General features: G+C 30.7%; 14 protein-coding genes. 1 reads left to right on the forward strand and 13 read right to left on the reverse strand.

Annotated elements, in window-relative coordinates; genetic code table 11:
- Positions 1 to 331 precede the first annotated feature (331 nt).
- Positions 332 to 847 (forward strand): spore protease YyaC, encoded by a 516-nt coding sequence (gene yyaC / locus Q5O29_RS01740; RefSeq protein ID WP_022211306.1) that lies wholly within the window; start codon positions 332 to 334, stop codon positions 845 to 847.
- 49 nt (positions 848 to 896) lie between these two features.
- On the opposite strand, the gene mreB is transcribed toward yyaC, so the two are convergent.
- The 13 genes from mreB to atpE form a co-directional block, all read right to left on the reverse strand.
- Positions 897 to 1,931: a rod shape-determining protein MreB gene (gene mreB / locus Q5O29_RS01745; RefSeq protein WP_022211307.1), complete on the reverse strand. Its 1,035-nt coding sequence runs from the start codon at positions 1,929 to 1,931 to the stop codon at positions 897 to 899.
- A gap of 94 nt (positions 1,932 to 2,025) precedes the next feature.
- Positions 2,026 to 2,277, reverse strand: a complete 252-nt coding sequence (gene spoIIID / locus Q5O29_RS01750; protein ID WP_022167343.1) for a sporulation transcriptional regulator SpoIIID — start codon at positions 2,275 to 2,277, stop codon at positions 2,026 to 2,028.
- An 82-nt stretch (positions 2,278 to 2,359) separates the two neighbouring features.
- Positions 2,360 to 3,166, reverse strand: coding sequence for a M23 family metallopeptidase (locus tag Q5O29_RS01755; protein WP_022211308.1), 807 nt, complete (start codon positions 3,164 to 3,166; stop codon positions 2,360 to 2,362).
- A 139-nt stretch (positions 3,167 to 3,305) separates the two neighbouring features.
- Entirely contained in the window at positions 3,306 to 4,355 is a 1,050-nt protein-coding gene (spoIID, locus tag Q5O29_RS01760; protein ID WP_022211309.1) for a stage II sporulation protein D, read from the reverse strand.
- A gap of 199 nt (positions 4,356 to 4,554) precedes the next feature.
- Positions 4,555 to 5,820, reverse strand: coding sequence for a UDP-N-acetylglucosamine 1-carboxyvinyltransferase (gene murA / locus Q5O29_RS01765; protein ID WP_022211310.1), 1,266 nt, complete (start codon positions 5,818 to 5,820; stop codon positions 4,555 to 4,557).
- Between the two features lie 20 nt (positions 5,821 to 5,840).
- Positions 5,841 to 6,482: a hypothetical protein gene (locus Q5O29_RS01770; protein WP_022211311.1), complete on the reverse strand. Its 642-nt coding sequence runs from the start codon at positions 6,480 to 6,482 to the stop codon at positions 5,841 to 5,843.
- A gap of 171 nt (positions 6,483 to 6,653) precedes the next feature.
- Entirely contained in the window at positions 6,654 to 7,055 is a 402-nt protein-coding gene (locus Q5O29_RS01775) for an ATP synthase delta/epsilon chain alpha-helix domain-containing protein (protein WP_022211312.1), read from the reverse strand.
- 11 nt (positions 7,056 to 7,066) lie between these two features.
- Positions 7,067 to 8,461, reverse strand: coding sequence for a F0F1 ATP synthase subunit beta (atpD, locus tag Q5O29_RS01780; protein ID WP_022211313.1), 1,395 nt, complete (start codon positions 8,459 to 8,461; stop codon positions 7,067 to 7,069).
- Positions 8,462 to 8,476: 15 nt separating this feature from the next.
- On the reverse strand, positions 8,477 to 9,325 hold the full coding sequence (atpG, locus tag Q5O29_RS01785; RefSeq protein WP_022211314.1) for an ATP synthase F1 subunit gamma: 849 nt from the start codon (positions 9,323 to 9,325) through the stop codon (positions 8,477 to 8,479).
- Between the two features lie 37 nt (positions 9,326 to 9,362).
- A complete protein-coding gene (atpA, locus tag Q5O29_RS01790; protein ID WP_022211315.1) occupies positions 9,363 to 10,877 on the reverse strand; it encodes a F0F1 ATP synthase subunit alpha in 1,515 nt (504 codons plus the stop codon).
- Positions 10,878 to 10,887: 10 nt separating this feature from the next.
- On the reverse strand, positions 10,888 to 11,427 hold the full coding sequence (locus tag Q5O29_RS01795) for a F0F1 ATP synthase subunit delta (protein WP_022167334.1): 540 nt from the start codon (positions 11,425 to 11,427) through the stop codon (positions 10,888 to 10,890).
- Positions 11,428 to 11,429: 2 nt separating this feature from the next.
- Positions 11,430 to 11,909, reverse strand: coding sequence for a F0F1 ATP synthase subunit B (locus Q5O29_RS01800; protein WP_022167333.1), 480 nt, complete (start codon positions 11,907 to 11,909; stop codon positions 11,430 to 11,432).
- Between the two features lie 57 nt (positions 11,910 to 11,966).
- The gene (gene atpE, locus Q5O29_RS01805) at positions 11,967 to 12,194 is read right to left on the reverse strand and encodes an ATP synthase F0 subunit C (protein ID WP_022167332.1); all 228 of its coding nucleotides are present in this window, start codon (positions 12,192 to 12,194) and stop codon (positions 11,967 to 11,969) included.
- Between the last annotated feature and the right edge of the window lie 9 nt (positions 12,195 to 12,203).

The following is a 12,203-nucleotide window of genomic DNA, read 5'->3' on the forward strand; positions in this document are numbered from 1 at the left end:
AGTCTGCCCCCTTTGGCCTCTCGGGAACTCCCCCATTTAATAAATTTCTTTATTAACACTTTGTCTTTCGGCAACTACTTGCTAAACTGACAATGATTAGTATATATGTTTTTATTACATATTGCAACTTCATATTTCGTCATTTAAGTAATTTATAGCTATTTATCGAAGTTTTTATTCTATTTTTCTCTTTTTTACTCATTTTTACTCCCTAAACTTCTATATCTATTTTTATTTTAATTATCAGATAATGCTAAAAAGTTATTTATGTTATTGAATTATATTAAGTAAAAAATATTCATATATATTTATTGTGAGAGGGGGGATTCTTTTGCAAAAACTTAAAATAAATTATAATTCAAATTCAGCCTCCATGAAAATTGCTGAATTTTTAAAAAAATATATTAAACCACAAACCATTATTGTTTGTATTGGTACCGATAAATGTATTGGAGATTGTCTTGGCCCTCTTGTTGGCACATTACTTAAGGAAAATAGTTTTCCTATTCCTATATATGGTACTTTAGCCGATCCTATACACGCACTTAATCTTGAGAAAAGCATCTATGAAATTAAAAGAATATATCCCTATTCAACAATTATTGGTATAGATGCTTGTTTAGGTGATGCTAATTCCATTGGAGAAATTCATGTGCGTGACTTTCCCATTCACCCTGGAAAAGGTGTTGGCAAAATGTTACCTGATGTTGGCGATGTATCCATTATTGGAATTATAGATTCTAGTGATAATTCAGAATTTTTCACTTCCAGGAGTATACGTTTAAACTTAATATTTGAAATGGCTAAAGTAATATCAAATGGATTAATCCAATCTTATTCCAAATAAATATTTACTATATATCAAAAGAAAAGCTAGGTTTAGCCTAGCTTTTGTACTACTCAATTAAAGATATTTCATTTCCACTATCATCAAATTGTAATTTATTAATATAATTTAAAACTTGACCTGTTCCTTCTACTACTGCTTCCACTGAATTTTCAGCTATTTTTACATTTAATCCAGTGTTAACTTCGATAAGTTTATCTAATCCATATAATAATGAACCTCCGCCAGTCATTATTATTCCTTTTTCAATTATATCTGACGCTAATTCTGGTGGAGTTTTTTCTAATATAGATTTAACCCCGTCCACTATTAGGCCAACAGGTTCTTCAAGTGCTTCTCTTATTTCTTCAGATGTAATTTCCACTTGATCAGGCAATCCAGTTACTAGGTTTCTTCCCTTCATTATATAAGAACTTTCTCTTGCATCTTTATATGCACAACCTATATTAATCTTTAGATCTTCAGCAGTTTTTTCACCTATCATGATTCTATGCTTTAATCTAACATATTTTACTATAGCCTCATCAAATCTATCACCAGCTGATTTAATTGATTTTCTTATTACAACTCCACCTAGAGAAATAACAGCTATATCGGTAGTTCCACCACCTATATCTACTATCATATTACCATCAGGCTTGGTTATATCTATGCCAGCTCCAATAGCTGCAGATAATGGTTCTTCTATTAAATGCACTTCCTTAGCACCTGAATTTTTAGTAGCATCAATTACTGCTCTCTTTTCAACTTCTGTAGCTTGTGAAGGTATACATACCATTACTTTAGGAGCTATAATTTTCTTACCCCCACATGCTTTTTTTATGAATTCCTTTAGCATTTTTTCAGTTATGTCATAATCAGATATAACACCATCTTTTAAAGGTCTTACCGCTACAATATTTCCTGGTGTTCTTCCTATCATATTACGAGCTTCTTCACCTACTGCTAAAATCTTATTATTAACTTTATTAATAGCAACCACTGAAGGTTCTTTTAATATTACACCCTTACCTTTCACATAAACCAATACCGTTGCAGTACCTAAATCAATTCCTAAGTCTGCACTTTTTCTCCAAAACCACATTAAATTTCACTCCTATTATATACATAACAATTTAAAAATAATCATTTTTCAACAAAAATTACCTTTATACACCATTATATATATAATAAAGTTATCATTCAATAGCTTTATACTTCATTTTGGTAGCTTTTCCACCTCTTATGTGTCGTTCTGATTTATTAAGTTCCAATACAGAATGTGTCTGTTCTGCTATAGCTGGATTAATCTTAGGAAGTCTCTCTGTCATATCCTTATGAATTGTACTCTTGCTTACTCCAAACACCTTTGCGGTCTTTCTAATTGTAGCCTTTGAATCTAATATATACTTAGCTACTTCTAATACTCTTTCTTCTATATAATCTTTCAAATTACTACCTCCTTTTTTAATAAAACAATCATACCTTCACTAGCCAAACTAATGGCCAGTGAAGATTTATGAAAATTTACATTTAAAAATTAAAATAACTTGATGGATCTACTGACTTTCCGTTAGAATCTTCAACTTGAAGATTTAAAACATCACCGCATATATCAGATGTGAATACTAAAGAACTATTTCCTATTATTCCAAGTTCTTGTCCTTCAGTTACCATATCTCCTTCTGAGACATATACTTCAGGATCCAAGTTAGCATATTTTGTTTTTAATCCATTTGCATGTGCAACAACTATATAATTACCATCTTCACTATTGCTTCCCACTTCTTTAACTTGACCTTCTGCAGCACACTTAACAACACTTCCAATAGGTGCTTGTAAATCTACACCTCTTCTAGTCATTATTATTTGTTCTTCATCAGTCTTTTTCACTTCAATCATTTCACCAAAAGTTCTACTTACAGTTGCTTCTAAGGGTAATGAAAAAACAATTCCATTTTCACTTCCAGACATCACTGCCGCATCTCCTGATTCAGCTATATCTGCAACTTCACTATCAGCTTCTGAAACAGTTGAAGTCTCTTCTTCATTTACAGACTCTGCTACTTCATTATTAGTAACATTGCTTGAATTGCTTTCAGCTCTCTCTGCATTTTGAATCTTTTCATTATTTGCACTTTCTGATGGTTCTAATGAAGTATTCTCCTCAACATTTAAACTTAAATTCTTTTCAGCACTATTATTCTTATTTGCTGTACTATTTCTATTTATGGTAAATACAGCAACAGTTGCTATAACACACAAGCAAATAAATAAAACAAAGTAAAAACCCTCCTTTCTAAAAAAGTTTTTAACTTTATCACTGTTGTTACTGTTCATATCAACACCTCCTTTTTGTAGTCTTACCGTTTTCATTGAATTAATTCAATTTAGACAACATTTCCGTATAACAAATTTCCCTTTAATATGACAAAAGGGTCCTTTGAAATATCTCAAAAGACCCTTTTATACATTATCACTATTCTGTTAATTCTAAGTTTGTTATTTCAACACCAGTATAATAATGCTTAAGTATTTCCTCATAATTGCTTCCATTCTTAGCCATTGCATTTGCTCCCCATTGACTCATACCTACTCCGTGCCCATACCCTTTACAATGAAAGGTTATATAATCACCATTGAATTCGTAAGTGAAATTAGTTGAGTTTAATGACAAAGCTTTTCTAAAATCTACACCTCTTATTTCTACATTATTGATATTTAGCTTTATTACTCCGCCTGCTGCACTGCTTGACTTTATGTTAAAATTATTTTTAATATTTTCTACTGTTACATTTAAATTAGTGAAATTTGAATTTAATAAATAGACAAAATCACTTATCTTCAAGGTCTTATCACTGGTATATTTAGGTGCTGATTCCTCTCCTGTACTTGCAACAGACCTTAAATATGGTATTTCTCCTAAATATACATCTTCTGAGTTTTCAGTTTGCCCTGAACTTGTGGAAAAGAACTGTGGATATAATACAAGTTCCCCTTCATAACTTAAAACTTGTCCACTTGTCTCGTCTACTGCTTCCTTTATTTTATTCCAATACTCATTTGCATAATCTGCATCCCATTTTTCCAACCGCTTTTCTTTTGATGTGTATACTTGACAATGGGTTGAATCGCAAATATCTATCCCTTCATGAAGGGTACATCTATTAAGTTTTTTACTGGCCAGATATGTCCTAGCAGTAACAGCTTGTGCTTTTAATGCTTCTTTTTCAAAATTAGCTGGCATCTCATTAGAAACGACACCACATATATAATCCTCTAAGTTAACTTCTTCAATTTCTCCTGTTTCAGTTATATATACCCTAATGGTTTCATTACCTTTCATTATTATATTATTATTTTGTTTTGCGCTAGCCTCCACTACTTCATTTGTATCAGTTATTTTTTCTACATCATTGGTACTTATCTTAGCACTTACCTTAGGCTTCATAATAAAAATTGGCATAGCAATCATAAATACTATAATAGCTAAAGTAGTAAATAATATACCTTTCAATTGTTTTGCCATAAAAGTTTTGTTTGCCCTCCTTATTCCTCCTACTCTAAATAAATATATGTATTAAAAATTAAAAATAATACTTTTTTAAAGTAGTTGAAAATACTAGACGTACTATAACTACCTATTAATTTACAGCAAAAATAAACTAGGATTTATATCAAACTTAAATACTGTTAATTTTGATATAAATCCTAGTTTAAGAAAGCCATTATTGAATTGTCACTCTTTCAATGTTAGCACCAAGCTTAATGAATTTTTCTTCTATATTAGTATATCCTCTATCTATATGATAAACTTCGCCAATTTCCGTCTGACCATTAGCCACAAGTCCAGCCAAAATCATGGCTGCTCCAGCCCTTAAATCTGTAGCTTTTACATTACATCCAGTAAGTTGGCTGACACCTTCAACTATAGCAACTTTACCATCTATTTTGATATTTGCTCCCATTCTTCCCAATTCACTAACGTGCATAAACCTATTTTCAAATACAGTCTCAGTAATAACACTTACTCCTGGAGTCATAGATAATAAAACCATCATTTGTGGTTGCATATCTGTAGGAAATCCTGGATAAGGCATTGTCTTTATATCTACAGGCTTTTTCTCACCAGTTCCATCAACAATCATTCTATTTCCTTCCACAATACAATGCACTCCACACTCTTTTAACTTTTCTATATTAGGCATTAAATGCTGTTCATTAACTCCATTAATAGTAAGCTTACTATTAGTTATAGCGGCAGCAACCATAAAAGTACCTGCTTCAATTCTATCAAAAATAGGAGTGAACGGTTCAGGCTTCCTTAAACTTTTAACACCTTCTATTGTAATTCTTCCAAATCCAGCACCAGTTATTCTAGCTCCCATGCTATTTAAAAACCGTGCTAAATCCCATATTTCTGGTTCCTCTGCTGCATTTTCTATTATTGTTTTTCCTTCTGCCAAAACAGCACTCATCATTATATTTTCTGTAGCTCCTACAGACGGAAAATCTAAGTAAACTCTGTTTCCTACTATTTTTTTAACTTTTGATTCTACATAGCCATATCCAATCTCTGAATCTATTCCTAAGCACTTAAATCCCTTTAGATGAAGATCTATTGGACGACTTCCTATATTACATCCACCTGGCATAGATATTTTACACCTGCCAAATCTTGAAAGCATTGGACCCATAATTAAAAAGGATGCTCTCATTTTTCTTATAAGCTCACTATTAGCATCCACTTCTTTCAAATTAGATGTATCTATAATTAAATCACCTGTTATCTGTGAAAAATTTACTTCACATTCCAATTCTCTTAATAAATTTATTAATACAGTTACATCTTCTAATATTGGTACATTTTTTATTACTATTGGAGTTGGATTTAGTATTGTTGCTACTATTATAGGTAAAACTGAATTTTTAGCAACGCTTATATCAACTTCCCCTTGAAGCCTCTTCCCACCTTTAACTATAATCTTTTCCATATTATCCTCCATATTTATTGTTAGTATGTTATGAAAATTGTTGGAGTACCAATAATTAAATATGATCCTGAATTATAATTAACTTGTGCAACATTAATACTTTTATCATCATTCATAACAATGTTACTTACTCTTCCATTATTAATTTCTAAGGATCTTATGGTATCTTGTTTACTATTTTCAATTATACTTTTAGGAATACTTTCAGCACTATATTTTGTTCTGTATTTTATAAATTGAAAAATTCTTGTGCCAATATACTCATTGCTTCTTATTTCTTTTGCAATATCTAATAAACTTTCTGTTTTCACAGAACTATCCTTATTTATTAATACTATTTCTACCTTTGTTTTATTATCTATACTGTATATACTTATGTCTATCTCAACATTTTTAATCTCAGCTTTAATATTATTTCCCTTATCTACTATATCTACTCCATATTTATTCATTATGCAATTTTCTATTCTTTCGTTTTCCTGATTTTCTGATAAATTAGTACAATACTGAAACTTTACCCCATTTTCTACTATGTCAAACTCTTGCGACATTGCATTTTCAATGGCAGCAAAACTATCTACATCTTGTTTTGCTAAACAATATCTTCCATTAATAATTAATAGAGAAAAGATTCCAAGAAATATAATAAGGATTTTTTTCATATATTATCTCCCACCCTTCCTCTAAAATTATTGTCCATATATTATTTTTTTATACAAATTTAATATATTATAATATATTAAAAAATCTCTAAAATTGTTACTATTCTACAAAAAGCAAGGATTTAATAATAAAAAAGACTACCTATTTTATATTTTAGGTAGTCTTTTTTATTAACCTTGGGCTAATGTTATTCTTGCAATAGCTCTTGCTAAAGATTTTTCAGCTCTCAAGATATCAATATTTTCTTTTTGTTTAAGTCGTTTTTCCGCTCTTTCTTTCGATTCTTCAGCTCGTCTTAAATCTATTTCTTCTTTATAATTCATTGAATCAACACAAAAATCAATTATATTATCTTTAACTCTTACTATCCCTGTAGCAGTAAATATTTTCTTTTCTGCACCATCAGCAGTTTTAATTCTACTAATGGTAGGTATAGTACTACTTATAATAGGTGCATGCCCTCTCATAAATTCTATTTGCCCTGATGAATTTTCTGTAATTAAAGAAATAATTTCCTCAGTAATTGGACTTCTTCCTGGAGCTATAATATTTAATTTAATTGTATTACTCATAGTTATATCTCCTACTTCATCTTATTAGCTTTTTGTATAACATCTTCGATGGTTCCTGCAAATAAGAATGCTGATTCAGGTAAGTCGTCGTGCTTTCCTTCTAATATTTCTTTAAATCCTCTTATAGTTTCTTTTATAGACACATATTTACCAGGCATACCTGTAAATTGTTCACCAACTGTAAATGGTTGTGATAAAAATCTTTGAACTTTTCTTGCTCTATTAACAATTGCCTTATCTTCATCAGATAATTCATCAATACCTAATATAGCAATTATATCTTGAAGTTCCTTATATCTTTCTAAGATATGTTTTACTTGTATAGCTACTTCATAATGCTCTTTTCCAACAATTCTTGGATCTAATATTCTTGAAGAAGATTCAAGAGGATCAACTGCTGGATATATACCAAGTTCAGATATAGATCTTGATAATACTGTAGTAGCATCTAAGTGAGTAAATGTTGTAGCTGGAGCTGGGTCTGTTAAGTCATCTGCCGGTACATATACTGCTTGAACAGATGTAATTGATCCATCCTTAGTTGAAGTAATTCTTTCTTCAAGTGCTCCCATTTCAGTTGCTAATGTTGGTTGATAACCAACAGCTGATGGAATTCTTCCAAGAAGCGCAGAAACTTCTGAACCTGCTTGTGTAAATCTAAATATGTTATCTATAAATAATAATACGTCTTGACCTTGATCTCTAAAATATTCTGCCATTGTAAGTCCTGTTAAAGAAACTCTCATTCTAGCCCCTGGAGATTCATTCATTTGCCCAAATACAAGAGCAGTCTTATTGATAACTCCTGAATCCATCATTTCATGATATAAATCATTACCTTCTCTAGATCTTTCTCCAACACCAGTGAATACAGATAATCCACCATGTTCTTTGGCTATATTGTTAATAAGCTCTTGGATTAATACTGTCTTACCAACACCAGCTCCTCCAAACAGCCCTATTTTTCCACCTTTTTGATATGGAGCAATTAAATCTATAACTTTGATACCTGTTTCGAACATTTCTGGCTCTAAAGATTGTTCCTTAAAACTTGGAGCTGGTCTATGTATTGGATAATACTCTTGACTTTCTACTGGACCGCAATTATCAATTGGATTTCCTAATACATTAAATAATCTTCCTAATACATTTTTCCCTACTGGTACAGAAATTGGTTTACCTGTATCAACAGCTTTAACCCCTCTCTTTAATCCATCTGTAGATTCCATGGCTATAGTTCTAACTATGTCATCTCCCATATGCTGTTCAACTTCAACAGCTAAAACATGATCACCCATATCTATTTTTATTTCATTATATATATTAGGCAATGAATCTGAATCAAATTTTATATCTACTACAGGTCCTATAACCTGAACAACTTTTCCTATTTTTTCTTCAGCCATTTGTCTACCTCCCTGTTACTTTTGAGCTTCAGCCCCACCAACTATTTCACTAATTTCTTGTGTAATAACTGATTGCCTTATTCTGTTATATTTTATATTTAAATTATTGATTATATCACTAGCATTTTCTGTAGCTCCATCCATAGCTGTCATTCTAGAACTTTGTTCACTGGCTTTAGCATGAAGCATACAATTTTGTAATTGACTCTTTAAATAAGTATCAATTGAATTATTTAAAACCTCTTCAAAATCTGGTTCTATTAAGTAGTCTTCCTTTTTACTACTATTAACTTCAAAAGGCAACATCTTAATTAATATAGGTTCTTGTTTCATTGTCGATATAAATTTTGTATATACTATATTAACCTCAGATACCTCACCTTGCTTATATAGATATATTGCTTCATTATATATTTTATTAATCTCTGATATAGTTGGAATATCTGGAATAGATACATATTCATTAAAAGTATTCAAGCTATATTTGCTCATATATGATAAACCTTTACTTCCAACTAGTACTATTTTTTCAGTTCCACTTTCATTATCTAAAACTTCCTTAAGATATGCTATAACATTATTATTATATCCTCCACATAGCCCTGTATCTGAAGTTAATACAATATACAATTTATCGCCTTTTCTTTCTGTGCAATATATTGATTCATATCCTTCTGGAAGATTTGAAACTACAACATCAACTATATCTTTGCATAGCTCGTTGTATTTTTCATTATTTGCAAGCTCATTTCTTACTTTTCTTAGTTTAGAAGTGGCAACAAGTCCCATAGCTTTGGTAATTTTTCTAGTACTTTCAACAGACTTTAATCTTCTTTTTATTTCTATAAGTCCCGCTGCTCCCACAGTTCTACCTCCTAAAGAATTGCATAGCTATTTAAAGCTATGCATTTTGTAAAAATATTTTTTTAAATTCTAAAATAGAGTTTTCAATTTTGACTTTTATTTCATCAGTCAATGCTCCCACTTCTACTATTTCTTTTAATAAATCTCTATAATGAGTATCAGCATATTCTAAGAATTCAGCTTCAAACTTTCTTATATCTGAAACATCTATATCAGATAAGAAATCATTAACTACTGCATAAAGAATAAGTATTTCTTTTTCTACATCCATTGGATTGTATTGATCTTGTTTTAATACTTCTACAATTCTCTTACCTTTTTCAAGTCTTCTCTTTGAGTCAGAATCTAAATCTGATCCAAATTGAGTAAAAGCTTCTAATTCTCTAAACTGTGCAAGCTCTAATCTTAAAGTACCTGAAACTTGTTTCATTGCTTTTATTTGAGCATTACCACCAACTCTTGATACTGAAATACCTGCATTAACAGCTGGTCTTTGACCTGCTAAGAATAATCCAGTTTCAAGGAATATCTGTCCATCAGTTATAGAAATAACATTTGTTGGAATATATGCTGTAACATCTCCAGCTAATGTTTCTATTATTGGAAGTGCAGTTAATGAACCTCCACCTAATTCATCTGAAAGCCTTGCAGCTCTTTCTAATAATCTTGAATGAATATAGAAAACATCTCCTGGATATGCTTCTCTTCCTGGTGGTCTTCTAAGTAATAGTGACATTGTTCTATATGCTACTGCATGCTTAGATAAATCATCATATATTATAAGAACATCTTTCCCTTGATGCATAAAGTATTCTCCAATACTACATCCAGCATATGGTGCTAAATATTGTAGTGGCGCACTTTCAGAAGCAGTGGCTGCTACTACTATTGAATAATCTAAAGCTCCCATAGTTTCTAATGTGTTAACAATATGAGCAACTGTTGATTGTTTTTGCCCTATAGCAACATATATGCAAATAACATCTTTTCCCTTTTGATTTAATATAGTATCGATAGCAATTGCTGTCTTACCAGTCTGTCTATCACCTATTATTAACTCTCTTTGACCTTTTCCAATTGGAATCATTGAATCAATAGCCTTAATACCTGTTTGTAATGGTTCTTTAACAGATTGTCTATCGATTATACTTGGTGCTGGAACTTCTATTGGTCTAGTTTCATTAGTTATTATTGGTCCTTTACCATCTATTTCTTCACCTAATGAATTAACTACTCTTCCAAGCATTCCTTCACCAACAGGGACTTCAACTATTTTATTAGTTCTTTTTACTATATCCCCTTCTTTTATTCCTTCTTCTGATCCAAGAAGTACACATCCTACATTATCTTGTTCAAGATTTAATGCCATACCAAATACGCCATTAGGGAACTCTAAAAGTTCACCTTGCATACAATCATCCAAACCGTATACTCTTGCTATACCATCACCGATCTGAATTATTGTACCAGAGTCTATGGTTTGAATCTGTGCACCATATCTTTGAATTTCTTTTTTTATAATTGATGTAATTTCTTCTGGTTTAATATTCATACCATCACCTCTATTCTGCACTAACCATTAATTTCTTTAATTCTTCTAATCTTAATTTTACAGTGCCATCCATTACTTCATTATTAACTCTTACATATATTCCACCTAGAATGCTTGAATCAATAACTTGTTGTAAAATAATTTTCTTATTATATTTCTTTTCAAGCTTTGTAATTAAATTATTATACTGCTCTTCACTTAAAGGTTCTGTAGTCTTTACTATTCCTCTATAAGTATTCTTTCTTTCAAGGTCGATTTTTTCCATTTCATTAAGCTTTTCTCTTAAGAATAGTATTCTATCCTTTTCTATTAATATTAATAAAAATGATAAAAGCTCTTCATCAATATTACCTTTAAAAATATTTATAAAAGTTTTCTTTTTTTGCTTTGTACTTATTTGAGGATGCTTAACTACCTCGTAAAAATCTTTATTATTATCTATAAGGTCACAAATTTCTCTTAAATCATTTAAATACTCTTGCACCTTTCCCTTTTCTTCTGCAACTTCATAAAGGGCAAGGGCATATCTTCGGTCTAAATACTCAAACATATTTAATTTCCTACCTCAGTAATAAACTCATCAATAAGCTCTTTATTTTTTTCTTTATCAATATTTTTTTCAATAACCTTAGTAGATAACTCTAAAGCTAAATCAATAGCTTCTTTCTTTAATTGATATTCAACCTTTTCTCTTTCTCTATTGATTTCAACTTTAGCTCTTTCGATGATTGTATTAGCCTCATTTTTAGCTTCTAACACAATTTCATCATAAATCTCTTCTGCTTTTCTTTTCTTTTCTTCTGTTATCTTTTTACCTTCTTCTCTAGCTTGCTTTAATATTCTTTCATTTTCAATAGCAAGAAGTCTAGCCTTGTTAGTAGCTTCTTCTGCATCATCCATCTGCTCATTTATGTATTCTTCTCTTTCGTCAATAATTGCCTTTACTTTTCCAAAGAAGAAATGCTTAAGTATTGCAAATAGAATAAAGAAGTTAATCAAACTTGCTAATATAAGCCCTAGGTTTATTTCCATAACAAAAATTCGCCTCCTTTTTTGGGAGTATTTATTAAATACCTAATTATGTTTTTATTAGAATACGAAAATTAATAAGATTGAAATTAATAATCCATAAATAGCTGTTGCTTCTGCAAACCCAGCACCTATAAGTAAAGTTGTTGTAATTTTACCACTTGCTTCAGGCTGTCTTGCTATACCTTCAACTGCTTTCCCTGTTGCTATACCTATTCCGATACCTGCTCCTATACCTACTAATACCGCTATTGCTGCTGCTATTGCTTTTACTCCTAAATCGCTCATTACTAAATA

This window comes from Clostridium sp. CAG:265 (genome assembly GCF_000436575.1).
In the GTDB taxonomy this organism is placed as follows: domain Bacteria; phylum Bacillota; class Clostridia; order Clostridiales; family Clostridiaceae; genus Clostridium; species Clostridium lentum.

Excerpts from the sequence above, each read along its gene's own strand:
- mreB (WP_022211307.1), bottom strand. The coding sequence starts at position 1,931 with ATGTGGTTTTGGAGAAAAAGTGCAGACTTAGGAATTGATTTAGGTACT.
- Q5O29_RS01755 (WP_022211308.1), bottom strand. The coding sequence starts at position 3,166 with ATGAACAGTAACAACAGTGATAAAGTTAAAAACTTTTTTAGAAAGGAG.
- spoIID (WP_022211309.1), bottom strand. The coding sequence starts at position 4,355 with ATGGCAAAACAATTGAAAGGTATATTATTTACTACTTTAGCTATTATA.
- murA (WP_022211310.1), bottom strand. The coding sequence starts at position 5,820 with ATGGAAAAGATTATAGTTAAAGGTGGGAAGAGGCTTCAAGGGGAAGTT.
- Q5O29_RS01770 (WP_022211311.1), bottom strand. The coding sequence starts at position 6,482 with ATGAAAAAAATCCTTATTATATTTCTTGGAATCTTTTCTCTATTAATT.
- Q5O29_RS01775 (WP_022211312.1), bottom strand. The coding sequence starts at position 7,055 with ATGAGTAATACAATTAAATTAAATATTATAGCTCCAGGAAGAAGTCCA.
- atpD (WP_022211313.1), bottom strand. The coding sequence starts at position 8,461 with ATGGCTGAAGAAAAAATAGGAAAAGTTGTTCAGGTTATAGGACCTGTA.
- atpA (WP_022211315.1), bottom strand. The coding sequence starts at position 10,877 with ATGAATATTAAACCAGAAGAAATTACATCAATTATAAAAAAAGAAATT.
- Q5O29_RS01795 (WP_022167334.1), bottom strand. The coding sequence starts at position 11,427 with ATGTTTGAGTATTTAGACCGAAGATATGCCCTTGCCCTTTATGAAGTT.
- Q5O29_RS01800 (WP_022167333.1), bottom strand. The coding sequence starts at position 11,909 with ATGGAAATAAACCTAGGGCTTATATTAGCAAGTTTGATTAACTTCTTT.
- atpE (WP_022167332.1), bottom strand. The coding sequence starts at position 12,194 with ATGAGCGATTTAGGAGTAAAAGCAATAGCAGCAGCAATAGCGGTATTA.